This is a genomic window from Lentzea sp. NEAU-D7, from assembly GCF_026242055.1.
Taxonomy (GTDB): Bacteria; Actinomycetota; Actinomycetes; order Mycobacteriales; family Pseudonocardiaceae; genus Lentzea.
Map to the genome: position 1 here is coordinate 162,428 of NZ_JAPJDL010000017.1, position 25,612 is coordinate 188,039.

28 protein-coding genes are annotated in these 25,612 nt (G+C 70.5%); 12 read left to right on the plus strand and 16 right to left on the minus strand.

The annotated features are described in order from the left end of the window. Positions 1 to 53: 53 nt before the first annotated feature. The 10 genes from ORI60_RS30345 to ORI60_RS30390 all read right to left on the minus strand — a co-directional run bounded on the left by ORI60_RS30345 (position 54) and on the right by ORI60_RS30390 (position 8,902). Positions 54 to 635: a GTP-binding protein gene (locus ORI60_RS30345; RefSeq protein ID WP_266041418.1), complete on the minus strand. Its 582-nt coding sequence runs from the start codon at positions 633 to 635 to the stop codon at positions 54 to 56. After that, complete coding sequence (locus tag ORI60_RS30350; protein WP_266041419.1) at positions 616 to 981, minus strand: DUF742 domain-containing protein; 366 nt, start codon at positions 979 to 981, stop codon at positions 616 to 618. The genes ORI60_RS30345 and ORI60_RS30350 overlap by 20 nt, the downstream gene beginning before the upstream one ends. Then, positions 981 to 1,415 carry a roadblock/LC7 domain-containing protein gene (locus tag ORI60_RS30355; RefSeq protein WP_090066952.1) on the minus strand — a complete coding sequence of 145 codons (435 nt, stop codon included), beginning with the start codon at positions 1,413 to 1,415 and terminating at the stop codon, positions 981 to 983. Before ORI60_RS30355 ends, ORI60_RS30350 begins: the two co-directional genes overlap by 1 nt. Further along, on the minus strand, positions 1,412 to 3,781 hold the full coding sequence (locus tag ORI60_RS30360) for a nitrate- and nitrite sensing domain-containing protein (RefSeq protein WP_323055957.1): 2,370 nt from the start codon (positions 3,779 to 3,781) through the stop codon (positions 1,412 to 1,414). Before ORI60_RS30360 ends, ORI60_RS30355 begins: the two co-directional genes overlap by 4 nt. A 236-nt stretch (positions 3,782 to 4,017) precedes the next feature. Continuing rightward, positions 4,018 to 4,917, minus strand: coding sequence for a superoxide dismutase (locus tag ORI60_RS30365; RefSeq protein ID WP_266041420.1), 900 nt, complete (start codon positions 4,915 to 4,917; stop codon positions 4,018 to 4,020). 95 nt (positions 4,918 to 5,012) lie between these two features. Further along, positions 5,013 to 5,855 carry a helix-turn-helix domain-containing protein gene (locus ORI60_RS30370; RefSeq protein ID WP_266041421.1) on the minus strand — a complete coding sequence of 281 codons (843 nt, stop codon included), beginning with the start codon at positions 5,853 to 5,855 and terminating at the stop codon, positions 5,013 to 5,015. A gap of 122 nt (positions 5,856 to 5,977) precedes the next feature. Next, positions 5,978 to 6,712 carry a hypothetical protein gene (locus tag ORI60_RS30375; protein WP_266041480.1) on the minus strand — a complete coding sequence of 245 codons (735 nt, stop codon included), beginning with the start codon at positions 6,710 to 6,712 and terminating at the stop codon, positions 5,978 to 5,980. A gap of 51 nt (positions 6,713 to 6,763) precedes the next feature. After that, complete coding sequence (locus ORI60_RS30380; protein ID WP_266041422.1) at positions 6,764 to 7,087, minus strand: hypothetical protein; 324 nt, start codon at positions 7,085 to 7,087, stop codon at positions 6,764 to 6,766. 66 nt (positions 7,088 to 7,153) lie between these two features. Next, a complete protein-coding gene (locus tag ORI60_RS30385) occupies positions 7,154 to 7,453 on the minus strand; it encodes a hypothetical protein (protein ID WP_266041423.1) in 300 nt (99 codons plus the stop codon). A 9-nt stretch (positions 7,454 to 7,462) separates the two neighbouring features. Then, positions 7,463 to 8,902, minus strand: a complete 1,440-nt coding sequence (locus tag ORI60_RS30390) for a PucR family transcriptional regulator (RefSeq protein ID WP_266041424.1) — start codon at positions 8,900 to 8,902, stop codon at positions 7,463 to 7,465. Between the two features lie 128 nt (positions 8,903 to 9,030). Between ORI60_RS30390 and uraH the strand changes: the two genes are divergently transcribed. From uraH to ORI60_RS30440, 10 genes are all read left to right on the plus strand, one after another. Beyond that, positions 9,031 to 9,345: a hydroxyisourate hydrolase gene (gene uraH, locus ORI60_RS30395; RefSeq protein WP_266041425.1), complete on the plus strand. Its 315-nt coding sequence runs from the start codon at positions 9,031 to 9,033 to the stop codon at positions 9,343 to 9,345. Positions 9,346 to 9,347: 2 nt separating this feature from the next. Further along, positions 9,348 to 10,208 (plus strand): FAD binding domain-containing protein, encoded by an 861-nt coding sequence (locus tag ORI60_RS30400; protein WP_266041426.1) that lies wholly within the window; start codon positions 9,348 to 9,350, stop codon positions 10,206 to 10,208. Then, entirely contained in the window at positions 10,199 to 10,660 is a 462-nt protein-coding gene (locus ORI60_RS30405; RefSeq protein ID WP_266041427.1) for a (2Fe-2S)-binding protein, read from the plus strand. Before ORI60_RS30400 ends, ORI60_RS30405 begins: the two co-directional genes overlap by 10 nt. Continuing rightward, a complete protein-coding gene (locus tag ORI60_RS30410) occupies positions 10,657 to 12,009 on the plus strand; it encodes an 8-oxoguanine deaminase (RefSeq protein WP_266041428.1) in 1,353 nt (450 codons plus the stop codon). The genes ORI60_RS30405 and ORI60_RS30410 overlap by 4 nt, the downstream gene beginning before the upstream one ends. After that, positions 12,006 to 14,192: a molybdopterin cofactor-binding domain-containing protein gene (locus tag ORI60_RS30415; protein ID WP_266041429.1), complete on the plus strand. Its 2,187-nt coding sequence runs from the start codon at positions 12,006 to 12,008 to the stop codon at positions 14,190 to 14,192. The genes ORI60_RS30410 and ORI60_RS30415 overlap by 4 nt, the downstream gene beginning before the upstream one ends. 19 nt (positions 14,193 to 14,211) lie before the next feature. After that, a complete protein-coding gene (locus tag ORI60_RS30420; RefSeq protein WP_266041430.1) occupies positions 14,212 to 14,673 on the plus strand; it encodes a nucleoside deaminase in 462 nt (153 codons plus the stop codon). Positions 14,674 to 14,771: 98 nt separating this feature from the next. After that, positions 14,772 to 16,178 carry an NCS2 family permease gene (locus ORI60_RS30425; protein ID WP_266041431.1) on the plus strand — a complete coding sequence of 469 codons (1,407 nt, stop codon included), beginning with the start codon at positions 14,772 to 14,774 and terminating at the stop codon, positions 16,176 to 16,178. 165 nt (positions 16,179 to 16,343) lie between these two features. Next, the gene (locus ORI60_RS30430) at positions 16,344 to 17,294 is read left to right on the plus strand and encodes an XdhC family protein (RefSeq protein WP_266041432.1); all 951 of its coding nucleotides are present in this window, start codon (positions 16,344 to 16,346) and stop codon (positions 17,292 to 17,294) included. 106 nt (positions 17,295 to 17,400) lie between these two features. Then, entirely contained in the window at positions 17,401 to 17,769 is a 369-nt protein-coding gene (locus ORI60_RS30435) for a gamma-glutamylcyclotransferase (RefSeq protein WP_266041433.1), read from the plus strand. A gap of 20 nt (positions 17,770 to 17,789) precedes the next feature. Then, a complete protein-coding gene (locus ORI60_RS30440; RefSeq protein WP_266041434.1) occupies positions 17,790 to 19,151 on the plus strand; it encodes a hypothetical protein in 1,362 nt (453 codons plus the stop codon). 160 nt (positions 19,152 to 19,311) lie between these two features. Here ORI60_RS30440 and ORI60_RS30445 read toward each other — a convergent pair whose 3' ends face one another. From ORI60_RS30445 to ORI60_RS30465, 5 genes are all read right to left on the minus strand, one after another. Continuing rightward, entirely contained in the window at positions 19,312 to 19,944 is a 633-nt protein-coding gene (locus ORI60_RS30445; protein ID WP_266041435.1) for a response regulator, read from the minus strand. Next, the gene (locus ORI60_RS30450; RefSeq protein ID WP_266041436.1) at positions 19,941 to 21,095 is read right to left on the minus strand and encodes a sensor histidine kinase; all 1,155 of its coding nucleotides are present in this window, start codon (positions 21,093 to 21,095) and stop codon (positions 19,941 to 19,943) included. The genes ORI60_RS30445 and ORI60_RS30450 overlap by 4 nt, the downstream gene beginning before the upstream one ends. Before the next feature lie 9 nt (positions 21,096 to 21,104). Next, positions 21,105 to 21,830: an ABC transporter permease gene (locus tag ORI60_RS30455; RefSeq protein WP_266041437.1), complete on the minus strand. Its 726-nt coding sequence runs from the start codon at positions 21,828 to 21,830 to the stop codon at positions 21,105 to 21,107. Continuing rightward, the gene (locus ORI60_RS30460; RefSeq protein ID WP_266041438.1) at positions 21,814 to 22,707 is read right to left on the minus strand and encodes an ABC transporter ATP-binding protein; all 894 of its coding nucleotides are present in this window, start codon (positions 22,705 to 22,707) and stop codon (positions 21,814 to 21,816) included. Before ORI60_RS30460 ends, ORI60_RS30455 begins: the two co-directional genes overlap by 17 nt. A gap of 78 nt (positions 22,708 to 22,785) precedes the next feature. After that, on the minus strand, positions 22,786 to 23,694 hold the full coding sequence (locus ORI60_RS30465) for a LysR family transcriptional regulator (protein WP_266041439.1): 909 nt from the start codon (positions 23,692 to 23,694) through the stop codon (positions 22,786 to 22,788). Positions 23,695 to 23,792: 98 nt separating this feature from the next. On the opposite strand from ORI60_RS30465, the gene ORI60_RS30470 reads away from it, so the two are divergent. Further along, positions 23,793 to 24,617, plus strand: coding sequence for an SDR family NAD(P)-dependent oxidoreductase (locus tag ORI60_RS30470; protein ID WP_266041440.1), 825 nt, complete (start codon positions 23,793 to 23,795; stop codon positions 24,615 to 24,617). Here ORI60_RS30470 and ORI60_RS30475 read toward each other — a convergent pair. Next, a complete protein-coding gene (locus tag ORI60_RS30475; protein WP_266041441.1) occupies positions 24,610 to 25,200 on the minus strand; it encodes a TetR/AcrR family transcriptional regulator in 591 nt (196 codons plus the stop codon). The genes ORI60_RS30470 and ORI60_RS30475 overlap by 8 nt on opposite strands. 80 nt (positions 25,201 to 25,280) lie before the next feature. Here ORI60_RS30475 and ORI60_RS30480 point away from each other — a divergent pair, with 80 nt between their 5' ends. After that, on the plus strand, positions 25,281 to 25,607 hold the full coding sequence (locus ORI60_RS30480; protein WP_266041442.1) for an antibiotic biosynthesis monooxygenase family protein: 327 nt from the start codon (positions 25,281 to 25,283) through the stop codon (positions 25,605 to 25,607). Positions 25,608 to 25,612: the final 5 nt, after the last annotated feature.

The following is a 25,612-nucleotide window of genomic DNA, read 5'->3' on the forward strand; positions in this document are numbered from 1 at the left end:
CTCCCCGGAGCGGGCCTTCTGCTCGTGGCCCGGCGACTGGCGGCGAGCGACCGCTAGACCGCGGCCAGCCGGTTCATCGAGTGCTGGATCAGCTCGACCAGCACCGACTTCGACGACTCCCGGTCCCGCGCGTCGCACAGCACCACCGGGATCGCCTCGTCCAGGTCGAGTGCGTGCCGCACCTCGTCCACCGTGTACAGCTGCGAGCCGTCGAAGCAGTTCACGGCGACGATGAACGGAATGGCGCGGTGCTCGAAGAAGTCGATCGAGGGGAACGACGAGTCGAGGCGGCGCGTGTCCACGAGGACCACGGCGCCGATCGCGCCGGTCGCCAGCTCGTCCCACATGAACCAGAACCGGTTCTGGCCGGGCGTGCCGAACAGGTACAGCACCACCTTGGTGTTGATGGTGATGCGACCGAAGTCGAGGGCGACGGTGGTCGTGTCCTTGCCCTCGATGCCGGCGAGGTCGTCGACGTGCACACCGGCCTCGGTGAGCAGTTCCTCGGTCCGCAGCGGCGGGATCTCGGACACCGACGCGACCATCGTGGTCTTGCCGGTGCCGAACCCGCCCGCGATGACGATCTTGACCGCGGTCGGCACGATCAGCTGGCCATCAGATCCCACGAACACCATCCAGTACGGCCTGCAGGAGATTCCTGTCGGGAATCTTGGGGGACGAGTTCTGCACGAGCACGTCACCACGCTCGATGAGGTCCGACAGCAGGACCTTCACCACGATGAGCGGCACGTCGAGGTAGGCGGCGACCTCGGCGACCGAGAGCGGGCGTGCGCACAGGGCCATGATCTCGCGATGTTCGACGGTCAGCGACGTCTGGTCGGACGCAAACGAGGAGGCTCGGACCTGCGTCACGAGGTGCAGGTCGGGCGCGTTCGGCCGGGTGCGGCCGCGCACCATCGCGTAGGGCCGCACCAGCGGCCCCGCGGCCTCGTCGTACCACCAGTCCTCGCGCGAGGTCATCAGCGCGACTCACGCGCCGAGGGCACAGTCGCGGTCTCGGCGCGCGGAGCCGACGAGAGGTACGTGCCGACACGCTTCACCAGCATGTTCATCTCGTACGCAATCATGCCCATGTCTGCATCTTCCTCGCCCAGCACGGCGAGGCAAGCCCCGTGACCGGCCGCGGTCACGAACAGGTACGCGTGCTCCATCTCCACGATGGTCTGCCGGACGGCTCCGCCGCCGAAGTGCCGTCCGGTGCCGCGGGCGAGCGACTGGAACGCCGACGCCATCGCGGACAGGTGCTCCGAGTCGTCGCGGGACAGCCCGGCCGACCGGCCGAGCAGGAGTCCGTCCGCCGACAGCACGACCGCGTGGCGGGCGCCGACCACTCGCTGGATCAGGTCCTCCAGCAACCAGTTCAGTTCGCCGTGCTGGCTTGCGTTGTCCTTCATGACGAGGGGGCTCCTTCTGATCTCCAGTCGTCGGTCAGCCGGGCGTCACGGGTACCGCGCTGGAACGCGGCGAAACCGTCACGGGTCCGCTCGGCCGACCGTTCGCCGGTCACCGGCTCGGCGTGCTGCGGCTCCTCCGAGGACTGCATGAGCTGCGGCGCGAGGTTCTGCCGCTTCTTCCTGCGGGGAAGGGGTGCCTTCCCGTCCTGGACCGGAGGTGCCGCGGAGGTTGGTTCTTCCACCGATGCGTCTGCCGCGGACACCGCCGCTGGGGCAACTGTGCTCATGTCAGGTTCTACGAGCGCGTTCAGCCCTGCGTTCAGTGCCGCCTGGACTTCGGGATTCACCTTCACGGGGAAGCTCGGGTGTTCCTCGACGTGCCCGTGGTACGTGTCGTGGAACGACCGCACCGGCATCTGGGTGGTCTCGGTGATGTCGCCCGCGGCGCTGTGCGGGGCGACGATGCTCGGCGGCAGCACGCACAGGGCGACCGTGCCGCCGTAGGGCGAGTCGCGCAGCTCCACCTTGATGCCCCGGCGCGCGGCCAGCCGGGCGACGACGAACAGTCCCAGCCGGGACTCGCCGCGGAACGCCATCGTCTCGAAGTCCGGCGGGTTGGAGAGCTTCGCGTTGGCCTGGAGGCGCTCCTCCTGCGTCATGCCGAGGCCGTGGTCCTCGATCTCCACCACGAGGCCGTGCGGCGCGGCGCTGGAGTGGATGACCACTTCCGAGCGGGGCGACGAGAACGCCGTCGCGTTGTCGACGAGCTCGGCGAGCAGGTGGATGGTGTCGGCGACAGCCACGCCGACCAGCGCGCGGTCGGGCACCGGGTTGACCCTGACCCGGACGTACTGCTCGGTCTCGGCGACGGCGGAGCGGATGACGTCGCTCAGCCGCACCGGCTTGCGCCACTGCCTGCCGGGCTGCTCGCCGGCGAGGATGATCAGGTTCTCCGCGTTGCGGCGGGCGCGGGTCGCCAGGTGGTCCAGCTGGAACAGCGAGTCGAGCTGCTCGGGGTGCTCCTCCTCGCGTTCCAGCTTGTCGAGGATCTTGAGCTGCCGGTGCACGAGCCCCTGGTTGCGGTGCGCGATGTCGAGGAAGACCCGGTTCACGCCCTCGCGCGCCTGCGTCTCCTTCACCGCCGCCGCGACCGCGGTGTACTGGGCGGCGTTGAACGCGTCCGCGACCTGGCCGATCTCGTCGTTGCCGTAGTCCAGCGGCGGCATGTCCCGGTGCACGTCCACCTGCTCGCCGCCGCGCAGCCGGGCCACGATGTGCGGCAGCCGTTCCTGCGCGAGCCGCAGCGTGTCCTCCCGCAGCGACGCCAGCCGCATGACCAGGGCCTTCGACACGAGCCGGTTCGAGATGCGCAGCGCCAGGACGATGCCGACGACGACGGCGAGCAACGCGATCAGGCTGCCGATCAGCACCGCGGCGACCCGGCTGTCGGCCTTGTCGAGGCCGAGGTCGGCGGCGTTGCGGGCCTGCGTGACCGCGAGCCCGACGAGGTTGTCGTGCACGGGACTGGCCACGCCGCGCCACTGCGCGTCGGTGACGTTCGCGTCGCCGTTGATGATCCGGCCCTCGAGGTCGAGCAGCGTCCGGTACTCGGTGCTGCCGCGCAACGCGTCGTACTGCGCGCGCGGCTGCTCCAGCGCGAACGGGATCGTGGAGTCGAGGCCCGAGTGGTAGGCGCCGACCAGCCGGGCGAACTCGACGCGTTCGGGCGCGGTGAACGTGCCGTTGAGCAGCCCGCGCGACCCGATGGTCGCACCGCGCGAGAGCCAGTCGGCGGTCTGGAAGATCGTGACGGCCTGGACGCCTGCCTGGCTCGCCTCCGAGTCGGGCACCAGACGCGCCTGCCGGGAGAGCAGCGCGATGCCCGAGTCGAGGATGCCGTTGTAGTAGTCGTAGACCGCCTGCGGGTTCGCCGACCCCGAGTCGACGCGCGACCGCTGCTGCGGCAGCTCGTCCAGCACGGAGTTGAGCGCGTTGATCCGGTCGGCGGTGTCCTGGGGCGCGCTCTCGGAGAGCTCCGCGAACGCGTCCTTCATCTTGCGCACGGCCTCGTCGGTGACGCCGCGCTGGCGTCCCAGCCCCCCGCTGTCGACGCCCTCGGCCTTGCTGAGGACCTCCAGGGTCAGCTGGCGTTCCTTCTGCAGGCCGGCGAGCGCCTCGACGGACGGGATCGTCGCGCCCTTCACCCCGGCCGCGACCGACCGCATGTAGAAACCGTCGAAAAGGGTGTAAGAGGAGAAAACGGCCCACATGACCAGCAGCACCACGCTGGGAACGACCACGACACCGGCCAGCCGCGACCGAATGGTCCGGTAGTTGGTCGGTGTGTAACCGCTCTTCTCGTTCACAGCGCTCTCACGGTCTCCTGTGTCCCACGGCTAGCGCTGCGGGTTACCTGAGTAACTCCTTCGGCTGCAATTAGGTTACGGCGGGAGATCACCGTTACCCAATGACAGCGATCACACGCAGTACGCGGTTGGCAGGCTACCCAGTCGAGTGAGTGAAGCAACACCCGGTACGGGGGTTCTCACAAGGCAAGAACCCCCGTACGGGCTAGTTCTGCCGCTTGTTCTCCCCGCTGTGCCTACGGACGCTCGACCGCGACGACGGTGTAGGTCGTCTCGGGCGTCGGAGGCGTGGTGAAGCGGGCATTCGGCAGGTAGAGGCGCTTGCCGAACGCGGCGACCGTCGTGGGAACGTCGAACCGCGCGTCCGTGCGTTCCGCCGCCAGCGTCGCGCCATCACGGCTCAGCGTGTAGCGCGCGACTTTGTTCAGCCGGTTTTGCACCACGTACAACTGACGTCCCTCACGCAACAGACCGTCACCATTGGTGAGTGTTTGACCGCTCAAATTGATCTCGGTCGTTTTACCGCTCCGGGGATCGATCCTGAACAGCTTTCCGGTGTTGCTCTGCACGACGATCAGACCGCCGTCGAGCCCGGTGACGATGCCGTTGAGGTTCGTCGCGCCGGGGGTGACGACGAGGTCGCCCGTCAGCGCGAGCGTGCGGTGCGGTTTCAGGTTCAGCGGCACCTCGTACAGCACCGCCTTGCGCGAGTCGGTGAACCACGCCGACTTCTCGGTCAGCACGACGTCGTTGACGAACGTGTCCGCGGTCGCGAACTGGAACTTCGCCAGCAACGCGCCGGAGCGCGTGTCGTAGACCCGTGCGTCGCCACCGACACCACCGGCGACCCACAACCGCTTGCGCGCGTCGACCTTCATGCCGAGCGACGGGGTGCCCGGCCCCTTGGCGAGCACCTTGCCGTTGCCGGTGCGCAGGTCCGCCGCGTAGATCGACCCGTCGGCCCGCGACCCGAAGTAGGCCGTGGTGCCGCTGATCGCGATGCCTTCCGGTTGCCACCCGTTGGGCAGGGAGAACTCCGTCGGAAAGTGCCTGGAACCGTCCGCGGTGGCCGGCGCCGCGGCGGTGAGCGTGACGCCCAGGACCGCCGCGAGCAGGACACCGAATCTGCGGTACATGCCGCCTCCTTGCCAGAGGAATCTCGGATTGAGGTGCCCCCTGATCCTTCCCCGGCGGGGCGGCGAACAAGACTTTTCTCAGGAAGCCGACATCTCTACAGGTCAGCGGCGGCCTCCGCGATGAGCTCCAGCGACTCACCGGTGCCCAGCGCGATCTCCCGCAGACTCGCGAACCGCCGCGCGCACTCCTCGGTCAGCCTCGGCTCCTCGACGTAGTCGCCCCTGACGAACGTCTCCAGGTACGCCACGTCGTTGTGCTGCCGGTGCGGGAACCCGAGCAACGTGAACGGCGACCCCATCGCCGGGTACGCCCCCGCGTCGCGCGGCACGACCTGCACGCTCACCGTCTCGTGCTCGCTGACCTCCATCAGGTGCAGCAGCTGCGCCTTCATCACCCGCGGCCCGCCGATCACGTGCCGCAGCACCGCTTCGGGGAACACGGCCCGCACCGCCAGCGGGTCCCTGTCGTTCAGGCGCGCCGACCACGCCTCCCGCACCATCGCGAGCCGCGCGATCCGCACCGGGTCGTCCGCCCGCAGGACGGTGTTCGTGTACTCGGGGAGCTGGAACACCGGCGGAACCAGATCCGTCGTGAACACCCGCATCGACGTCGCCTCGAACACGAGATTCACGAAGTCCGCCGCCGGGTCGAAAAGCAGCGCGCCGTTCACCGGGCGCGTGCGCACCTGTTCCGCGTACTGCGCGCGCATCACCACGGCCTGCCATTCCGGGGTGGGCACCTTGTAGACGTAACCGAGCGCCATGACGTCCACGGGAGCCGACGGCTGCACCGCGTTCTCCATCATGGACAGCTTGGCACTGCTGAAACCCACGCGCTGGCCCGCCTCGGTGAGGCTCAGCTCGCGCTCGTCGCGCCACCCGGCCAGCTGCCGCCCGATGGCGCGTTCGAGAGTCGTGGCCCGGAAATCCTTCGGCATGACGCGAAGGATATGACTGATTCGGATTCCCGAAAGGGACGGGTCGGTGTGGACAACCGTTAAACAGCGACGAAGTTCGTTAAACGGAGTGCTTTGCGTTAAACGGCCGTGGAGCCTATTTACTATTGATAGCGCTTTGCGCGCGCATGGGCCCGCACGAGGTCATGGAACCGGAAGGCGTCATCGCCCACCTCGGTCAGCAACGACTTCTCCACCAGGTCGTCCAGCGCGTCCTCGACGTCGCACTCGGACTCCCCCGCGATCGCCGCCGCCACCGGTACGCCGAACGTGTCCGGCTCCCACGCGCAGAGCCGGTACAGCCGCGCCTGCCGTTCGGGAAGCTCCACATAGGACCGGTCGAGCAGCGGCCCGAGCCGTCCGTCGTCGGTGAGCGAACCGATGCCGATCTCGTGCGCCTGCGGCAGGTCCAGCCTGACCCGGCTGGTCACGAGCACCGTGCCCGACGGGGGCAGCAGCGGCGTCACCTGCTCGGCCGAGTCCGCGTTGTCCAGCAACAGGGTGAACTGCCGGCGCAGGACGAGACTGCGGAACACGGCGCGTTCGTCGGCGGGGTCGGCGCTCAGCCCGAACGCCCGCAGCACCCGTCCCAGGTCGTGCGTGGCCAGATCGAGGTACAGCTGGGCGCCGGATCCCCTCTCCCACAACCACTTGAGCGCGAGCGCGGTCTTCCCCGCCCCGCTCGCGCCGTGCAGCACCGTCACCCCGGGCCTGATGCTCGCGAGCTCCGCGTCCCTGCCGACGAAGTGCCGCGGCGGCGCGGGCGGCCGGAACCGCGGCGGTACGTCGTTCCTGCCCCTGATGGTTCCTGTGGCTCTGGCAGCCAGTACGTCACTCATCAACCCGTACCTCCCCGACACGTTGAAGCTACGGGCTTTCCTCCTCTTACATCAGACGGCCATCGAGTGATCGCAGCTGAGCGCCGCCCCCGTCCGGGACGTCGACGACCGCACCTGCCGGCCGTTGATGATGATCTTGCAGGTGAGCTCGCCGCGCACGCCCTCCAGCCGCACGACGACCCGCCCCTTGCGCTTGCCCATGCGCTCGAACGGCAGATCGGGGTTGCGCAGGGTGCGTTCCTCCTCGCCGGGGAACGTGTAGGTGAGCCGGTCGGTCGTGCCCGTTCCCTCCACCACCACGCGGATGCTGGGCGCTACCGCACAGCCGGTGATCCCGGCCAGCAGAAGGCCCACGAGCAAGGCGGCGGTCTTCATGCCCCGAACAGTAGGAAGCGGAGGCCTCCCCGAGCATCAGCCTGAAGGCTCGAGGGGGATCAGCCATCAGACTGACAACCCGAGGTCCCTCAGGCGCTCCTCGACCCTCAACCGCTCGATCTCGCGGTCCACGCCCTCGGGCAGCGACCCCAGCCGGTGCTCGACCTCCAGCGCCGAACAGGCCTGGACGAGCAGCGCGTCGAAGGCCTGACGAGCGGCGATCTTCTTGACCGCCGACGTCCCCGGCTCGAAGCAGGCACGCGCGCGGCGCACACGGCGGAGGTCGGCCGCGACTCGTTCGATCGGCCGATGGTGGGGCACCGGAGCGGAAGGCCGGAGCAGCGCCTTCACGAAGTCGAAGGACACGCCTCCACGCTACCCCGCCTGCAACGCCAGGAAGAGGTCCACGCGCGCCTCGAACTCCGCCAGGTCGGCACCGAGCAGTTCCTCGACGCGTCCCACCCGGTACCGCAACGTGTTCACGTGGACGTGCAGCCGGGCGGCCGCCGCCGTCCACGAGCCGGAGCAGTCCAGGAACACCTTCAGAGTGCCCACCAGGTCCGAACCGTGCTCGGCGTCGTAGTCCAGCACCGGCCCGAGAAGCCGGCGGCGCAACGAAGTGCGCAACTCCTCCGGCACTCCCGCGAGCAGCAGCTGGTGCAGTGCGATCTCCTCGCCCGCCACCACACACGTGCGGCCGCCACGGCGTTCTCCCAGCCGACGCGCGTGCGTGGCTTCCTCCGCCGCGCCGCGCAGTCCGCGGGACGTGACGGGGGAACTGATGCCGACGAGCACGCGGGACGAGCCGAGGCCCGGTTCCATCACGCGCATCGCCTCGCGGAGGTCGTCGGGCTGGGCGTCGCCGGCTTTGGCCACCGCGTAGACGGTGTCACCGACGGGGGTCACGAGGGCCTGGGGCAGCGCCTCCTCCAGCACCGCAGCCGCGAGGTCGGCGCGCTGGTCGGACGTCACCGCGCTGATCACCCGCAGCCGGTCGTGCTCCAGACCGGCCGCCGCCAGCCGGGACTCCAGGTCGGCCGAGCCGCTCAGCACCGCGGACACGAGGGGCGCGGCGGTGCGGTTCTCGATCTGCCGGCCCTGCGCCTCGCGCAGCCTCTCCAGCGCGACCAGTGACGCGAGCTCGGCGGCGGCCTCCGGTTGCACCGAGCCGCCCACGACGAGGATCCAGCTGGTGAGGCGGTTGCCGCCGCGTTCGGAGACGGGCACGAGGGTCACACCCTTGACCTTCTTCGGGAGGCGGTCGGCCTGGAGGAACTCCTTCACCAGCACGAGCCGGTCCGGCAGCTCGCCGCCCGCGACGACCCGGCCCGCCGTCGACAGCACCCAGCACGACGCGCCCAGCTCTTGGCCGCCCGCGAGCAGCAGCGCGGGCAGGCCGGAGCCCTCCGCGACGACGTTCAGCAGACGTCGGTGGCGGGAGAGCCCCACCAGTTCCATCGAGACGCGTTCGGTGATGGTCGCGAACGACAGGTCGACGGGGACTTCGAGCAGCGGCACGTGGTGGCGCTCGCAGGCGTCGACGAGGTCCGGGGGCAGCGCGCGGTTCCCGGTCTCGGAGGCGGCGAGGCCGGCGACACGGGCCGAGGCGAGCGACTGGACGAACGTCTCGGAGTCGTGCGGGCCGTGGTGCCACAGCAAGCCGGACAGCACGAGCTCCCCTCCGGACAGGTACCGGCTGGGGTCGGGCAGCTCCGTTCCGTACACGCGGGTGACGGTGCGGTCGAGCTGGTCTTCACCGGTGTGCAGGCTCAGGCGCAGTTCCGGCATCTGCAGCAACGTCCGCAGCAGCAACATGACAGGTCACTTTCGTCCATTCGTGTTTGTAGGAAAGCACAAATTCACGTTGTGCAGGAGCCCGGTGATTCATGTATTCCTGCCGTAGAGGTTCAGGGCGGTGGCTATGTGTACTGGCTCACAACCAGATGGGAGGGCGAGTGACGATCTCCACGCACGTGCTGGACGCGGCACGCGGCAGGCCGTTCGCCGGCATCACCGTGTCGCTGCAGCGACGCGACGGGACCGAGGTGGCGAACGCCGAGACGAACACCGATGGCCGGATCACCGGATGGGGTGACGGCCTGGAGGCCGGCGTCTACCGGCTGGTGTTCGACACGGCGGAAGCGGCGCCGTTCTTCCCCGAGGTCGTGCTCACCTTCGACTACTCCGATCCGGCGCAGCACTACCACGTGCCGTTGCTGCTGTCGCCGTTCGCCTACTCCACCTACCGAGGTAGCTGACGATGGACTTCCTACGACCGGAAACGCTTGCGGAGGCGTTGGAGCTGAAGGCCTCCCGGCCGGACGCCGTGCCGATCGCCGGCGGCACGGACGTCATGGTGGAGCTGAATTACGACCACCGCCGGCCCTCCGCCCTGCTCGACCTCACCCGGGTTCCCGAGCTCCAGCAGTGGTCCGACGGGCTGCGGATCGGCGCGGGCGTGCCGTACGTGCGGATCATCGACGAGCTCGGTGCCGCACTGCCGGGGCTCGCCATGGCCTCGCGCACGGTCGGGTCGCCGCAGATCCGCAACCGCGGCACCGTCGGCGGCAACCTCGGCGCGGCCTCCCCCGCCGGGGACACGCACCCGGTGCTGCTGGCGTCCGACGCGGTCATCGAGGTGGCCTCCGTGCGCGGCACGCGGATGATCCCCGCCGCCGAGTTCTACCTGGGCGTGAAGCGGAACGCGCTGGAGCCCGACGAACTGATCGTGGCGGTTCACCTGACGCCTGCCAAGGGGCCACAGCAGTTCTCCAAGGTCGGCACGCGCAACGCCATGGTGATCGCGGTGTGCTCGTTCGCGATCTCGCTGTTCCCGCGGGAGAACCGCGTCGGCGCGGCCGTCGGCTCCGCCGCCCCGACGCCGCGGCGGGCACACGAGGCCGAGCAGTTCCTGGCCTCGGCACTGGACTTCACGAGCCCGAAGCCGTTGCTCGACTCGGTGAAGCGCGAGTTCGGGGAACTGGTGTCCCGGGCCGCGTCGCCGATCGACGACGTGCGCGGGTCGGCGGCGTACCGCAAGCACGCCTTGGCCGTGATGGCCCGCCGGACCCTCGGCTGGGCGTGGCAGGAACTCTTGGACGGGGAGCGGGCATGCGCGTGAACGTGACGGTCAACGGCGAGCAGCGGCAGGCCGACGACGTGTGGGAAGGCGAGTCGCTGCTGTTCGTGCTGCGCGAGCGGCTCGGGCTGCCCGGCTCGAAGAACGCCTGCGAGCAGGGCGAGTGCGGCTCCTGCACGGTGTACCTGGACGACGTGCCGGTGTGCGCGTGCCTGGTCGCCGCCGGGCAGGTGCAGGACAGGGAGGTGCGGACGGTCGAGGGGCTGGCCGACGGGGACGCCCTGGACCCGGTGCAGGAGGCGTTCGTCGAGGCGGGCGCGGTGCAGTGCGGGTTCTGCACGCCCGGTCTCGTCGTGGCGGCGCACGACCTGCTCGACCGCGTGCCGAAGCCGTCCGACCCGGAGATCCGCGAGGCGCTGGCCGGGAACCTGTGCCGCTGCACGGGGTACGAGAAGATCCTGGACGCCGTGCGATTGGCGGCGTCGCGCCGATGATCGTCCTCGACCGCTGCGCGGTGTCCACTGTGGACGATGCCGGGACCGAGCACCCGTCCGGGCACGTCGTGATCGACGGCGGACGCGTCAAGTCCGTCGGTTCGGGTGCGGCGCCCCGGCCCTCCGAGGCGCACACCTACGTCGACGCGTCGTCGTGCCTGGTGACGCCGGGGCTGATCAACACCCACCACCACCTGTACCAGTGGGCGACGCGCGGCCTCGCGACCGACGCGACGCTGTTCGAGTGGCTGACCGCGCTGTACCCGGTGTGGCGCGGGCTGGACGACACCGTGACGCACGCGGCGGCGTCGGCGGGGCTCGCCCGGCTGGCGCTGACCGGCTGCACGCTGGCCGCCGACCACCACTACGTCTTCCCGTCCGGCGGCGGCGACGTCTTCGACGCTCTGGTGTCGGCGGGACGCCGGATCGGCATCCGCCTGGAGGCGATCCGCGGCTCGATGGACCGCGGCCAGTCGCACGGCGGGCTGCCGCCGGACAACCTGGTCGAGGAGACCGAGGCCGCGCTCATCGCGACCGAGCAGGCGATCGGCGACTACCACTCGACCGCCGATGACGCGCTGGTGCGGGTGGCCGTGGGGCCCTGCTCGCCGTTCTCGGTGTCGCGGGAACTCATGACCGGGGCCGCGTCCCTGGCCCGCCGCCACGGCGTCCGGCTGCACACGCACCTCGCCGAGACCCTGGACGAGGAAGAGCAGTGCCTGGCGGAGAACGGGTGCACGCCGACCGAGTACGCCGAGCAGCTCGGCTGGCTGGGGCCGGACGTGTGGCTCGCGCACACCGTGCACCTCAACGCCGGCGCGGTGAAGCGGCTGGGAGCGACCCGGACCGGTTCCGCGCACTGCCCGACGTCGAACGGGCGGCTGGGCACCGGGATCGCGCCGGTGCGCGACCTGCTCGACGCCGGCGCGCCGGTCGGTCTCGGGGTCGACGGTGCCGCGTCCAACGAGGACGGTGGACTGGTCGTCGAGCTGCGGTCGGCGCTCTACCAGGCGCGGCAACGCGGCGGTCCGGGCGCGATGGACGCCCGCACGGCGTTGTGGATGGGCACGATGGGCGGCGCTCAGGTGCTGGGTCGCGCGGACTCACTGGGCTCGATCGAGCCGGGCAAGGTCGCCGACCTCGCCGTGTGGGACCTGTCCGGAATGGACTACGCGGGGATCGCGGACCCGGTGGCGGCACTGGTGCTCGGCACTCCCCCGCCGTTGAAACTGTTGATCGTCGGCGGTGAGGTCGTGGTGCGGGACGGTGTCCTGCTCACGGCGTCGACCGACGAGCTGGCGCGTGACCTCTCCGCTGCCAGCGCCAAGCTCCAGGAGGCAGCGCGATGACCCTCACTCCCGCCGAACTGACCTCCGCGGTGTCGGGTGGCATCGGGACGTCGCCGCAGCGGCCGGACGGCAACCTGAAGGTGCGCGGCGAGTTCGCCTACGCCTCCGACCTGTGGCACGAGGACATGATCTGGGGTGCGACCCTGCGTTCTCCGCACCCGTACGCCCGCATCACGTCGGTCGACATCACCGAGGCGTTGAAGGTACCGGGCGTGTACGCGGTGCTGACGCACTCGGACGTACCCGGCCGCAACCTGTACGGGCTCGAGCACAAGGACCAGCCGGTGCTGGCCGTGGACGTCGTGCGCTACCAGGGCGAGCCGATCGCGCTGGTCGGCGCCGACCACCCGGAGACCGCGCTGCGGGCCATGAAGAAGATCGTCGTGACCTACGACGTGCTCGACCCCGTCGTGGACATGGAGACCGCCGCAGACGACACCCCGCTGCACCCCGGCGGCAACCTGGTGCGGCACGTGCCGATCCGGCGCGGCTCGCAGGACGTCACGGCCGACGTCGTGGTGACCGGGCGGTACGAGGTCGGCATGCAGGACCAGGCGTTCCTCGGGCCGGAGTCCGGGCTCGCGGTGCCGGCGGAGGACGGTTCGGTCGACCTCTACATCGCGACGCAGTGGCTGCACGTCGACCGCGACCAGATCGCGGCCGCGCTGGGCCTGCCACAGGAGCAGGTGCGGCTGACGCTGTCGGGTGTCGGCGGCGCGTTCGGTGGCCGCGAGGACCTGTCGATGCAGGTGCACGCGTGCCTGCTGGCCCTGCACACCGGCAAGCCCGTGAAGATGGTCTACAACCGCGAAGAGTCGTTCTACGGGCACGTGCACCGGCACCCGGCCGTGCTGTACTACGAGCACGGCGCCGACCGCACCGGCAAGCTGGTCTACGTCCGCACTCGCATGTACCTGGACGGCGGCGCCTACGCCTCCTCGACACCCGCTGTCGTGGCCAACGCGGCGACCCTGGGCGTCGGCCCGTACGAGGTCGACAACGTCACGGTCGACGCCTACGGCCTCTACACGAACAACCCGCCGTGCGGCGCGATGCGCGGATTCGGTGCTGTGCAGGCAGGTTTCGCCTACGAGTCCCAGATGGACAAGCTGGCGGAGGCCCTGGGCATGTCACCGGTCGACGTCCGGATCCGCAACGCGATGACCGAGGGTTCGGTGATGCCGACCGGGCAGGTCGTCGACTCGGCCGCACCCGTCGCGCAGCTGCTGAAGCTGGTGCAGGACAAGCCGTTGCCCGCCGGCACCTCGTCGGACATCCGCGAACTGCCCGGTGGCGTCTCGAACACCACGCACGGCGAGGGCGTCGTCCGCGGCGTCGGCTACGCGGTCGGCATCAAGAACATCTGCTTCTCCGAGGGCTACGACGACTACTCGACCGCGCGCGTGCGGGTGTCGATGGTCAACGGGGAACTGGCCGCCGCCGTGCACACCGCCGCCTGCGAGGTCGGCCAGGGCCTGGTGACGATCATGCAGCAGATCGTGCGCACCGAGCTCGGCATCGAGCGCGTGACCGTGCTGCCGATGGACACCACGATCGGCAACGGCGGCTCGACCTCGGCCTCGCGCCAGACGTACGTCACCGGCGGCGCCGTGAAGGCCGCCTGTGCTCTGGTGCGCGCCCGTTTGGACGGCCGCACCGACATCGGCGACGAGGTGATCGACGAGACCACCGAGTGGCGCCACCGCGCGACCGAGGCCCTCGATCCCGTCACCGGGCAAGGCAACGCGCACGTCCAGTACGGTTTCGCCGCCCACCGCGCCGTCGTCGACGTGGACGTCGACCTCGGCCTGGTGCGCGTGGTGGCGCTGGACTGCGCGCAGGACGTCGGCAAGGCGCTGAACCCGCAGGCCGTGGTGGGCCAGATCCAGGGCGGATCCGCCCAGGGTCTCGGTCTCGCGGTCATGGAGGAGATCCAGACCTCCGGCGGCAAGGTGCGCAACCCGTCGTTCACCGACTACCTCATCCCGACCGTGCTCGACATGCCGCCGATGAGCATCGACGTGCTCGAGCTCGCCGATCCCCATGCCCCGTACGGCATCCGGGGCGTCGGCGAACCGCCCACCATCTCGTCGACCCCGGCGATCGTGGCGGCGATCCGCGCGGCCACCGGCCTGGCGCTCACCCGCGTCCCGGTCCGCCCGGAACACCTCACCGGTACCTGATCGTCTGGAGTTCGTTGCTGTGAACGCACATCTGCTCGCCACCATCGACCTGGCCACGCGGAACGTGGCCTCCGGAGGGGGCCCGTTCGGCGCGATGATCGTCCGTGACGGTGAAGTCGTCGCCACCGGCGTCAACCAGGTGACGCCGAACCTCGACCCCACCGCGCACGCCGAGGTCGTCGCGATCCGCGCGGCCTGCCAGGCTCTCGGTGACTTCAGGTTGACCGGCTGCACGCTGATCTCGTCGTGCGAGCCGTGCCCGCTGTGCCTGTCCGCCGCGCTCTGGGCGCGCGTGGACGAGGTGATCTACGCCGCCGACCGCCACGACGCGGCGGCGGCCGGTTTCGACGACCGGGAGTTCTACGAGCTGTTCAGCAGGCCCCGCTCCGAATGGGACCTGCCGGTGCGCCAGATCTCCACGGGCGAGGACAACGCCCCGTTCACCGCGTGGACGTCACTCGCGACTCGAATCGACTACTGACGACGGCCACAAGCCAGAACTGCTGACCGGAGCTCGCATCGCACAAACGCGTTCCGGCGTTGGAACGCGCCCACCGGCATGGGAAAGGCCGTCCGCCAATGACCCAGTTACGGAGCCGACCGGCGACCTCGCCGCTCGACCAGTTCTTCCGCATCACCGAACGTGGCAGCTCTTGGGGCCGTGAAGTGCGCGGGGGCATCACGACGTTCGTCGCGATGTCGTACATCGTGCTGCTGAACCCGCTGATCCTCGGCGCGTCCGCGGACATCACCGGCGCCAAGCTCACCATCGCCGAGATCACCACGGCGACGGCGCTCGCCGCCGGCGTGATGACCGTCCTCATGGGACTCGTCGGCAACGCCCCCCTCGCCATCGCCGCCGGGCTCGGCGTCAACGGCGTGGTGGCCTTCCAGATGGCGCCGGCCATGACGTGGGCGCAGGCCTTCGGCCTGGTGGTGCTGGAAGGCATCTGCATCGTGGTGATGGCGGCCTCGGGTGTCCGGGAGCGGATCATCAACGCGATCCCGGAGCCGTTGAAGATCGCGATCACCGTGGGCATCGGGCTCTACATCGCGTTGGTGGGACTGGTCTCCGCCGGTTTCGTGACCCGCACGCCGGACGCGGCGGGATCGACCGTGCCGGTCCGGATGGGCGTCGACGGCCACCTGAGCGGCTGGCCGATCGCGATCTTCTGCCTGGGCCTGCTGCTGATGATCGTGCTGCTGGCGCGCGGTGTGCCCGGCGCCGTGCTGATCAGCATCGTGGTGGCCACCGTCGTCGCCGTCGGCGTGAACGCCGCGTTCGACGTCGAGGGCTGGGGTCTCGTGACGCCGTCGCTGCCCACCTCGGTGGTCAGCTCACCGGACTTCGGCCTGTTCGGACGGGTGGACCTGTTCGGCGGCTTCGTGTCCGCCGGCGTGATCGCGGCGACGATCTTCCTGTTCACGCTGGTGCTGTCCGGTTTCTTCGACGCCATGGGCACGATCACGTCGGTCGCCGACGAGGCGGGCCTGACGCGGGACGGCCGCGTCGAGGGCATGGGCAGGATCCTGGTGGTCGACGGCGCCGGCGCGATCGCCGGTGGCGTCACGGGGTCCGCCCCGAACACCGTGTTCCTGGAGTCGGCCGCGGGCGTTGGCGAAGGCGCCCGGACCGGCCTGGCCTCGGTGGTGACCGGCGGCCTGTTCCTGGTGGCACTGCTCTTCACACCGCTGGCGACGGTCGTGCCCGCGCAGGCCGCGGCCCCGGCCCTGGTGGTGATCGGCGGTCTGATGATGACCCAGATCCGCCGGATCCCCTGGCAGGAAACGGACTACACGATCCCGGTCTTCCTGACCATCGCCATCATCCCGTTCACCTACTCGATCACCAACGGCATCGGCGCGGGCCTCGTGTCCTACGTCGTGCTGCGCGTCTGCAAGGGCCGCTGGCCGGGCTGGCTGATGACCGGCCTCGCCCTGATGTTCGCCGTGTACTTCGGCGTGGACCTGATCAGCGGCAGGTGAGGCCCTGATCAGCGGCAAGTGACGCGGCGTCCCCGCCGGGCGGCCCCCCCGCCCGCGCGCGCGGGCCCCCCCGCCCCCCCCCCCCCCCCCCCCCCCCCCCGCCCCTGAAACCTCGCCCCTGAGAACCTCGTCCCTGAAAACCTCGCCCCCTGAGAGGAGTGTGCGATGCGTGACCTGGCGTCGGCCTTGCTGTCGTGGGACCGGTTCGCGGTCGCGTCGGTGGTGGCCGTGCGGGGCAGTGCGCCGCGTCCGGTCGGCGCCGCGATGGCCGTCGGCCCGTCGGGCGAGGTGATCGGCAGCGTGTCCGGCGGCTGCGTGGAGGCCGAGGTCTACGACCTGGCGTGCCAGGTGCTGTCGACCTCCGAGCCCGTGCTCGCCTCCTTCGGCTACTCCGACGACACGGCGTTCGCGGTCGGCCTCACCTGCGGCGGCTCACTCGACGTGCTGGTGCAGCGCGACTCCCCCGCGTTGCGCGCCGCCCTCTCGGCGTCGGTCGCCGGGCATCCGCTCTCCGTGCGCTTCGAGGCGGAGGGCCGGGTGTTCACCGAGTCCTGGATGCCGCCACCCCGCCTGCTGGTGTTCGGCGCCATCGACCACGCCGCCGCGGTGGCCGAGATCGGGCACTTCCTCGGCTATCACGTGACCGTGTGCGACGCACGGCCCGTGTTCGCCACTGCCGAACGCTTCCCCGCGGCGCACTCGGTCGTCGTCGACTGGCCGCACCGCTACCTCGCCTCCACCCGCACCGACGACTCCACCGCCGTCGTCGTGCTGACCCACGACCCGAAGTTCGACATCCCGGTGCTCGTGGAGGCCCTGTCGCGCCCGCTGGCGTTCGTCGGCGCCCTGGGCTCCCGCCGCACGCACCTCGAACGCCTCGGCCGCCTGCGCGAGGCGGGTGTCACCGAGGCGGCGCTGGCCAGGCTCCGCTCCCCCGTCGGCCTCGATCTCGGGGGCCGCACGCCCGCGGAGACAGCGGTGTCGATCGCCGCCGAGCTCGTCGCACTCAGGCACGGCGGTACCGGTCTGCCGCTGAGCGACCTCACCACCGCGATCCACCGCTCCCCCGCGCCCTTCCTCCTGACGCAACGAAATTGTCTCCCGATCGGTTCCTGATCACCTGGCCGACTCGGGGTGAACGGACCGTTCACCCGGTGGGAAGCCGCAGGCCGGCACACCTTTCACAACGAGACCCCATTCGAGAACCCGAGGTCAGAAGGAAATGACGCTTATTTTTCTCAACGGCGGCGGCATGCGGGGTGGGCCCCTCCACGGCCAGCTCCAGGGCGCACCGATGCTCGGCCGCGTGAAGAGCGCGCCGAAGTACCGCTACTTCTCGGTCCGCGACGAGTTCCCGGCCATGCACGCGTCCGGCACGGCCCAGGTCGTCGGCGAGCTGTACGACCTCCCGCTCACGGTGCTGCGCGACCACCTGATCCCCGCCGAGCCCGCCGAGCTGGAAATCGGGGTCGTCGAGCTCGAGGACGGCGGCGCCGCACTGGCCACGGTTCTGCGGAACGAGTTCCTCCGTTCGAGCGATCTCAAGGACATCTCACATCTGGGCGACTGGACCTCCTACTTGCAGAGGTAGTCGCACGGAAGCGAGGAGCCATGCCATTCCAGTCCGGTTCGGCCAAAGTCGACGTGACGCCGCCTCCGACGGCCCCGTACCTGGGCGGTCAGCCGCGGCACTCGCTGTTCCTGGGAGTGCACGACCCGTTGTTCGTCCGTGCCACGGCGATCACGAACGGGGAGACCGTGATCGTGATCGCCGTCGACTCGCTCGGCATCAACAACGACGTCCTCGGGCCGGGCCGCGACTTCACCGCCGAGGTCCGCGAGCGCGTCCGGCAGCAGACCGGGGTGCCGCCCTCGCACGTGATGATCACCAGCTCGCACGCGCACTCCAGCCCGGAGACGGCCGGTTTCCGGCCGTTTCCCGACCAGGAGTGGCTGGCCACGTTCCGCGACCGCATCGTGCGGGCCGCACGCGAGGCCGTCGAGGACCAGCGGCCGGTGACCGCCACGATCGGCACGGGCGAGGTGTTGCGCGGCACGCTGGCGATCAACCGCAACGGCCACGTCTACCCCGGTGCCCCACCGGAGGACCCCGAGGTCACCGTCGTGCGGTTGCGGGGCGACGGGTGGAGCACCGTGCTCTACCACTTCACGACGCACCCGGTGTACGTGCAGGTGCAGCCGTACGTGTCGGCCGACTTCCCCGGTGTCACGTCCGCGATGCTCGAGCTCAACGAACCGCACTGCCGGGCCGCGCTGTTCCTGCCCGGCGCGGCCGGCAACCAGGCGCCTCCGCCCGACCCGCTCACGCACAGCGGTCCCCGGTTCGACGAGGAGAACAACCCGGACTTCGAGGTCGTCCGGAACCTGTTCGCCCACACCACGCGCATGGGCATGTACCTCGCCCAGACCGCACTCGACGTCCCGGCCGAGACGGAGCTGACGGGTCCGGTCACCGCCGCCCGGCGCACCGTCCGGGTCGACTCCCGCGACCTGCCCGACCGGGGGCCCTTCGAGGCCGAGCTGATCAGCCGTCGGCGCGCACTCGCGGACGCCGTCGCCCGCGGCGCCCCGAAAGCCGAGATCGTCCGGCTCACACAACAGGTGCAGGACGTCGAGGAGACCCTCGTCGCCATCGACCGCGGCACCGCGCCCGTCGACGCCGAGGTGCAGGTGCTGCGCATCGGCGGACTCGCTCTCGCCGGCCTGCCCGGTGAGCCGTTCGTGGAACTCGGCTTCCAGCTGAAGGCGATGTCCGGCGACGACCGCACGGTCCTGCCCGTCGGGTACGCCAACGACTACCTCGGCTACCTCACCTACCCCGAAGCGTGGGACACGCCCGTCTACGAGGTGAGCCTCGGCCCGTGGACGCGCATCGGCCGTTTCGGTGGCCAGCAGCTCACCGACACGGCGAAAGCCCTGGTCGACGAGCTCTGGACTACTCCGAACGAGTGATCCCGGCGGTGTCGCGTATTTCCACGCCCACTCCCCGCTCCTTTTCTGACGAGGGGTGAGGGAGTGGCAAGGGGGAGTTGCCGCAGGCGGCGGGGTCGACCAGATCGACCTCGCCGCGGGGGACTGCGGCAGCGCTGCCACTCGCCGGGCCTGACCACCGTCAGGCCCGGGAACCGCCGCCCGCCCGCAGCAGGCCGCGCTCGTAGGCCACCGCGACGGCCGCGGCCCGGTCCGACACCCCCAGCTTCGCGTAGACGTGCAGCAGGTGGGTCTTCACCGTCGCCTCGCTGATGAACAGCGCCGCCGCCACCGCCCGGTTCGTCGAACCCTTGGCCACCAGTGCCAGCACGTCCAGCTCCCGTGCGGACAACGGTTCCAGCGCGGGTTCGCGCACCTGCCCCAGCAGCCTCGTGGCCACGGCGGGCGACAGCACGGCCTCGCCCGCGTGCGCGGCACGGATGGCGCGGTGCAGGTCGTCGCGCGGAGTGTCCTTCAACAGGTAGCCGGTGGCGCCCGCCTTGATGGCCGGCAGCACGTCGCGGTCCGTGTCGTAGGTGGTGAGCACCAGGACGCGGCACGGGTGGCCGCGCAGCCGCTCGATCGCGGACACGCCGTCCGAACCCGGCATGCGCAGGTCCATCAGCACCACGTCCGGCGACAGGGCCGTGACCACGGCGACCGCCTCGTCCCCCGACGCGGCCTCGCCGACCACCTCGAAGTCGCCGGTGGCGAGCATGCCGCGCAGGCCGTCGCGCACGACCGGGTGGTCGTCGACGATGACGAGGCGGATCACGCGGGCACCCGTGCCGAGATCGCCGTTCCCGCGCCCGGTTCGGACTCCACGAACAGCGCGCCGGACAGGCGGTGCACGCGGTGGCGCATCGCAGGCAGGCCGAAGCCGTCGGACGGGACCGTCAGGTCGAAGCCCACGCCGTCGTCGCGCACGTCCAGGGTCACCACGTCCTCCATGTACGACAGGGTCAGGCCCACGCGGGACGCCGAGGCGTGCTTCGCCACGTTCGCCAGCGCCTCCTGGGCGGTGCGCAGCAACGCGACCTCCACCTCCGGGTGCGTTTCGCGCACGGCTCCGGTCAGCGTCACCGAGATGGGGACGCCGTTGTGCTTCGACCAGCCCGACGCCACGTCGTCCAAGGCCTCGTGCAGCGCCGCCGAGTCCAGGGCGGGTGGGCGCAGGGCGTGCACCGAACGGCGGGCCTCGGCCAGGTTCGCGCGCGCCAGTTCGGTGGCCACCTCCACGCGGTGCTCCCAGTCGGTGGCCGTGGCCGCCGACAGCTGCGTGATGATGCCCGCCAGGCCCTGGGCCAGGGTGTCGTGGATCTCGCCGGCCATGCGGTGGCGTTCGTCCTGCACCCCCGCCTCGTGCGCCTGCACCAGCAACTGCGCGTGCAGCCCCTCGTTCTCGTCGAGGAGTTCCTTGCGCAGCCTGGACTGCTCGGTCGTCACGTGGCCGACGTAGGTGAAGGTGCACGCCAGCACCACGAAGACGAGCAGCAGCAACCAGAACGCCGCCTCCGCGCCCGGCGGCGGGTAGCCGCCGAACAACGACAGCGTCGCAAGGCCGGCCGTCAGCGCCACGACGACGAACATCCAGCGCCCGCGCAGGAGCTCGCTCGCGTAGATGTAGACCGCGTACGACACCGCGCCGAACCAGTGCTCGCGCATGCCCAGCACCGCGTAGAACACGACCATGCCACCGATGAACACGGCCATGAGCTCCGGGCGCCGGTGCCACGAGGGGTGCAGCGTGAACCACCACGCCATCCACACGAACCCGAACGCCACCACGCCGTAGGTGAACCAGCGCTCCGGCACCGACTGCGTCGTGAAGATCGTGTACAGCACCGTCGTCACGGTCAGCACGAAGTACGGGATCACGCGGGCGATCGAGACGAGCCTGCGCTCCCACCGGTCCAACGCGGCCATGTCCACGAGCTACTCCCAGCGGAAGGTCCTGGCCGCGACGGTACCCGCCACGAGCCCGACCAGTCCCATGATCGCGAGATGCCTCCAGTCCGGCGCGACACCCAGCCACGCCTGGTGAATCGCCTCCACGCCGGGAGGCGAGTACGACCCGATCGCCTGAACCGCCGAGGGCAGCATGAACCGCGGCAGGTACACACCGCCGAGGAACATCAGCAGCATGAACACCACCGCCGCCCAGCCGCCGGCCGTCCGCGCGTTCGGGGCCAGGGCGGCGATCACCAGGCCCAGCGCGAACGTGCCCGCGCCTCCCAGCATCACGGCACACGCCAGGCCGAGTGGGTGGTGAGGCAGGTCGACGCCGAACACGACGTACCCCACCAGTATGAGGAGCAGCACCGACAAGATCACCGCGGCGAAGTTGACGACCATCTGCCCGGCCAGCAACCGCGCCGGGTGCATGGGCGTCGTCGACAGCCGCCGCAGGACTCCCTTCTCCCGGTAGGTCGCCACGACGACGGGCAGGCGTTGCAACCCGATGAACACCAACGCGAACACGACGAGCGCCGACACGTAGCTGTCGATGAACCGCTGCCCGCCGAAGTTCTCGTCGGGCGTCCGCAACGCCGGGATCGCGCCCAGCGCCAGCAGGAGCACGCTGGGAAACAGCAGCGCGAACAGCGAGTTCATCCGATCGCGCAGGAACAACCGCGCCTCGATCTCAACGATCTTGAACATCACGACCCCCGGTCAGTTCGACGTAGGCGTCGTCCAGCGAGACCTGGTCGACGCGGAGCTGGCGTGCCACGACCTGCCGCCGTGCCAGGAGGGAGGTCACCGCGTGCAGCAGGTTCTCCGACCCGCTGACCACGAGCTGCTCCCCCGCCGTCGTCACCGACGTGACCTCCGGCAGCGCCTCCAGCACCGACACGTCCAGGGCGGCGGACGGCACGAACCGCACCCGAGTGCCACCGTCCACACGCGACACCAGCTCGGAAGGCGTGTCCAGCGCGACGATCCGGCCGTCGCGGAACACCGCCACCCGGTCGCAGAGGCGCTCGGCCTCCTCCATGAAGTGCGTGACCAGCAGGATCGTCACGCCGGCCGACCGCACCTCCTCGATGACGGACCAGGTGTCCCGCCGCGCCCGCGGATCGAGCCCCGTGGTCAGCTCGTCCAGGATCGCGATCCGCGGCGAGCCGATCAGCGCGAGCGCGATCGACAGCCGCTGCTTCAACCCGCCGGACAGCTGCCCGAACTCCGCCTTCAGGTGCGGCACCAGTCCCAGCCGCGCGGACCAGTCGACCGGTGATGGGTAGAACGACGAGAACAACGCGAGCGCCTCGCCGACCCGCATCCGTTCCGGCAGCTCCGAGGCCTGCAGCTGCACGCCGATCGACGCGCGGACGTCCGCGGGTCGCCGCCCCAGCACCGACACGCTCCCGCGGTCCGGGGTCCGCAGCCCCGCCACGCACTCGACCGTCGTCGTCTTGCCCGCCCCGTTCGGCCCCAGGACGCCGAAGATCTCCCCCTCGGCGACCTCGAAGGACACGGAGTCGACCGCGACGCGGGGCCCGTACCTCTTCCCGAGGTCGCGCACTTCGATGATTGCCATGCGTCCAGCCTCGGAGAACGGCGCCCGAAGATCATCGAACAACGAGCGGGACCTGGATCAACCGATCGGTTGATGCCGCTACCCGGTCTCCAGCACGGCGGCCCGCAGCGCGGCGGCCAGGCGCGCCACCGGCTCCGGCACCGGTCCGGGCAGCCGCGCGAGCACGGTCCGGCGCTGCTCGGCGGGCCCGCCCCGCACCGGCAGGATCCGCACCCCCGCGGGCGCGACGGCCACGAGCGACGCGGACACCGTCGTGATGCCGAGCCCCGCCGCGACCAGCTGCAGCTTCGCCAGCCAGTCCCGCGCCGTGTGGGCGACGACGGGCCGTTCGTCCAGCCCGGGCCAGATGCCCATCACCCACCGGTCACCGGGACCGGAGATCCACCGCTGGCCCCGCAGGTCGGCGACGTCGATGAAGTCGTTGCGCGCCAGTGGATGCGTGGACGGCACGGCCACGCGCAGACTGCGTTCGACGAGGGTGTCCACCACGAGAGGTGGCGTCTCGTCGTCCGGAGCGCGGAACGGTGGCACCGACGAGATCAACGCGATGTCCAGCGTGCCCGCCCGCAACGCGCGCACCAACGCCGGTGTGCTCCCCTCTCGCGTCACCACGGTGATCGACGGGTGCGTGCGCGCCAGTGCCGTCAGCGCGCGGGGAACCAGCCACGCGCCGGCCGTCGCGAACCAGCCGAGCCTGATGGTGCTCACGTCCTCCGGCAGGCCCGCGAGCTCGCGGGCGCCCGCGTCGACCTGGTCGACCACGACGGCGGCACGGCGCAGCACGAGCCGCCCGGCCGCGGTGAGCCGCACACCGTCGTGCCGCCGCTCCAGCAGCTCCGCGCCCGCCGCCCGTTCCAGCGCCGCGATCTGCCGCGACACGGCGGACTGCGTGTAGCCCAGCGCTGTTGCCGCAGCGGTCAGCGTGCCGCGCTCGGCGACCTCGCGGAACACGCGCAGCGCCACCAGTGACGCGTCGGTGAGGGCCATGACGTCTACGCATACCTCACATGCAGATCTCTCGCTACTCGCATGCCTCCGGGCGTCCTAGCTTGGACGTGTCCCCGAACTCCTCACGAAGGCCTGACATGACGATCGCACTGGTCACCGGCGCCACCCAGGGGCTCGGCCTGGCACTGGCCGAAGGGCTCGCGCAACGCCTGCGGCCCGCCGACACCGTCTACCTCACCGGCAGGGATCCCGGCAGGATCACCGAGGCCGTCCGGTCCGTGCCGGGCGGCGGCGCGCAGGTCCGCGGCGAGCTCTTCGACGTCGCGGACCCCGAAGCCGCCGCGAAGATGGCCGCACAGCTGGAGGAACGGCACGGCGGCGTCGACATCGTCTTCGGCAACGCCGTCATGCGCGTCGGTCCCCGCGACGACCCGCCCGCGATCATCGACGCCTACACCGAGGTCAACAACTTCGGCACCACCAGGCTCCTGAAGGCCTTCGCGCCGCTGCTCGCGGACAACGGCAGGCTGGTCGTGGTCGCCAGTTCGCTCGGCACCCTCCACCACCTGGCACCGGTGCTGCACAGGCGGTTCACCGGACCGTCCTCCCTGGACGAGCTGGACGCCCAGATCGCCCGCTGGCGCGACGAGGTCAGGGACGGCAGGGCGAGGGCCGGAGCGTGGCCCGGCTTCGTGAACATCCCGTCCAAGATCGGCCAGGTCGCCGCCGTGCGGGTGCTCGCCGCCGAACGCCGTGAGACGGACCTCGCCAGAGGCGTCCTGATCGCCGCCGCCTGTCCGGGGATGATCAACACCCCCACGTCCGCGCTGTGGTGGGACGTCAGCACCGCCCCGAGCCCCGCCCAGGCCGCGAAGGCGTTGCTGGAGCTGGCACTCGGCCCGCTGAACCCCGCGCACTACGGCGAACTGGTCCGCCACGGCGAGGTCGTGCCGTTCAGCTGATGGGCTTGTCCAGCCCGTGCACCACCTGGTCGAGCAACGTCCGGATGACGGCCTCGTTGTGCTCGCCTCGACCCGGCGTGATCATCCGCGACGTCGCCTCGACCATCGCGTGCACGAGCATCGCCCGCAGCTGCGCGCGCTCCACCCCGGCGGTCTTGAAGACACCGACCAGCGGCGCCAGCAGCCGTTCGTGCTCGGCCCGGATCTGCTCGCGCGACGAGTCCGGCAACGTGTGCGCGGACAACGCCACCACCGCCCCGTGGCTGCCGTCGGTGATGATCGCGAGCTCGGTGCGCAGGTACGCCTCGATCTTCGCCGGCACGGACGACGCGCTGTTGACCGCGTCCTCCAGCTTGTCCGCCCACTCCGGCAGCGCGTCGGACACGATCGCGGCGACCAGTTCCTCGCGCGAGCGGAAGTACTCGTAGAGGCTCGGCCGCGACAGCCCCACGCGCCGGGCGAGCGACGCGAGCGTCAGCGCCTCCGCCCCGTCGGTCGCCACGATGTCCCGCCCGGCGTCCAGCAGGGCGCGCAACCGGTTCGCGCGGTGTTCCGCCACGGTGTCTGCGCTGATCCTCGGCACATCGGGATCGTATCGCGCTTGATTTCCCGACGGGGAGTTGGAATAGTTCCCGACAGAGCGTCGGAATCAAGGAGGGCTCCATGTTCATCGCGACGAACCGGCTGTTCGTCCCCGCCGAGCGGGCGGAGGAGTTCGAGGCCCACTTCCGCGACAACATGCGCACGTTCCTGCCCGGCGTCCCCGGCCTGCTGCGCAGCACGCTGCTCAAGCCGACGAAGGACGACCAGCCGTACGTGTCGGTCAACGAGTTCGAGTCCGAGGAGCACTTCCGCGACTGGGTCGCCTCCGACTCGTTCCGCGAGGCCCACAAGCGCAACCGCGGCATCGCCCGGCACGTCACGGGCAACGCCGTCGAGACCTTCCAGCACGCCGAGGACATGGTCCTGCCCCTGCAGCGCACCGAGTAGCAGGG

Bases quoted from the DNA above. Each gene is read 5' to 3' on its own strand.
- ORI60_RS30365 (WP_266041420.1), bottom strand. From the start codon at position 4,917: ATGTACCGCAGATTCGGTGTCCTGCTCGCGGCGGTCCTGGGCGTCACG.
- ORI60_RS30460 (WP_266041438.1), bottom strand. From the start codon at position 22,707: ATGGCAATCATCGAAGTGCGCGACCTCGGGAAGAGGTACGGGCCCCGC.
- ORI60_RS30355 (WP_090066952.1), bottom strand. From the start codon at position 1,415: ATGAAGGACAACGCAAGCCAGCACGGCGAACTGAACTGGTTGCTGGAG.
- ORI60_RS30370 (WP_266041421.1), bottom strand. From the start codon at position 5,855: ATGCCGAAGGATTTCCGGGCCACGACTCTCGAACGCGCCATCGGGCGG.
- ORI60_RS30415 (WP_266041429.1), top strand. From the start codon at position 12,006: ATGACCCTCACTCCCGCCGAACTGACCTCCGCGGTGTCGGGTGGCATC.
- ORI60_RS30400 (WP_266041426.1), top strand. From the start codon at position 9,348: ATGGACTTCCTACGACCGGAAACGCTTGCGGAGGCGTTGGAGCTGAAG.
- ORI60_RS30450 (WP_266041436.1), bottom strand. From the start codon at position 21,095: ATGGCCGCGTTGGACCGGTGGGAGCGCAGGCTCGTCTCGATCGCCCGC.
- ORI60_RS30405 (WP_266041427.1), top strand. From the start codon at position 10,199: ATGCGCGTGAACGTGACGGTCAACGGCGAGCAGCGGCAGGCCGACGAC.
- ORI60_RS30425 (WP_266041431.1), top strand. From the start codon at position 14,772: ATGACCCAGTTACGGAGCCGACCGGCGACCTCGCCGCTCGACCAGTTC.
- ORI60_RS30465 (WP_266041439.1), bottom strand. From the start codon at position 23,694: ATGGCCCTCACCGACGCGTCACTGGTGGCGCTGCGCGTGTTCCGCGAG.
- ORI60_RS30390 (WP_266041424.1), bottom strand. From the start codon at position 8,902: ATGTTGCTGCTGCGGACGTTGCTGCAGATGCCGGAACTGCGCCTGAGC.
- ORI60_RS30470 (WP_266041440.1), top strand. From the start codon at position 23,793: ATGACGATCGCACTGGTCACCGGCGCCACCCAGGGGCTCGGCCTGGCA.
- ORI60_RS30430 (WP_266041432.1), top strand. From the start codon at position 16,344: ATGCGTGACCTGGCGTCGGCCTTGCTGTCGTGGGACCGGTTCGCGGTC.
- ORI60_RS30345 (WP_266041418.1), bottom strand. From the start codon at position 635: ATGGTGTTCGTGGGATCTGATGGCCAGCTGATCGTGCCGACCGCGGTC.
- ORI60_RS30410 (WP_266041428.1), top strand. From the start codon at position 10,657: ATGATCGTCCTCGACCGCTGCGCGGTGTCCACTGTGGACGATGCCGGG.
- ORI60_RS30435 (WP_266041433.1), top strand. From the start codon at position 17,401: ATGACGCTTATTTTTCTCAACGGCGGCGGCATGCGGGGTGGGCCCCTC.
- ORI60_RS30350 (WP_266041419.1), bottom strand. From the start codon at position 981: ATGACCTCGCGCGAGGACTGGTGGTACGACGAGGCCGCGGGGCCGCTG.
- ORI60_RS30380 (WP_266041422.1), bottom strand. From the start codon at position 7,087: ATGAAGACCGCCGCCTTGCTCGTGGGCCTTCTGCTGGCCGGGATCACC.
- ORI60_RS30440 (WP_266041434.1), top strand. From the start codon at position 17,790: ATGCCATTCCAGTCCGGTTCGGCCAAAGTCGACGTGACGCCGCCTCCG.
- ORI60_RS30480 (WP_266041442.1), top strand. From the start codon at position 25,281: ATGTTCATCGCGACGAACCGGCTGTTCGTCCCCGCCGAGCGGGCGGAG.
- uraH (WP_266041425.1), top strand. From the start codon at position 9,031: ATGGGAGGGCGAGTGACGATCTCCACGCACGTGCTGGACGCGGCACGC.
- ORI60_RS30375 (WP_266041480.1), bottom strand. From the start codon at position 6,712: ATGAGTGACGTACTGGCTGCCAGAGCCACAGGAACCATCAGGGGCAGG.
- ORI60_RS30455 (WP_266041437.1), bottom strand. From the start codon at position 21,830: ATGTTCAAGATCGTTGAGATCGAGGCGCGGTTGTTCCTGCGCGATCGG.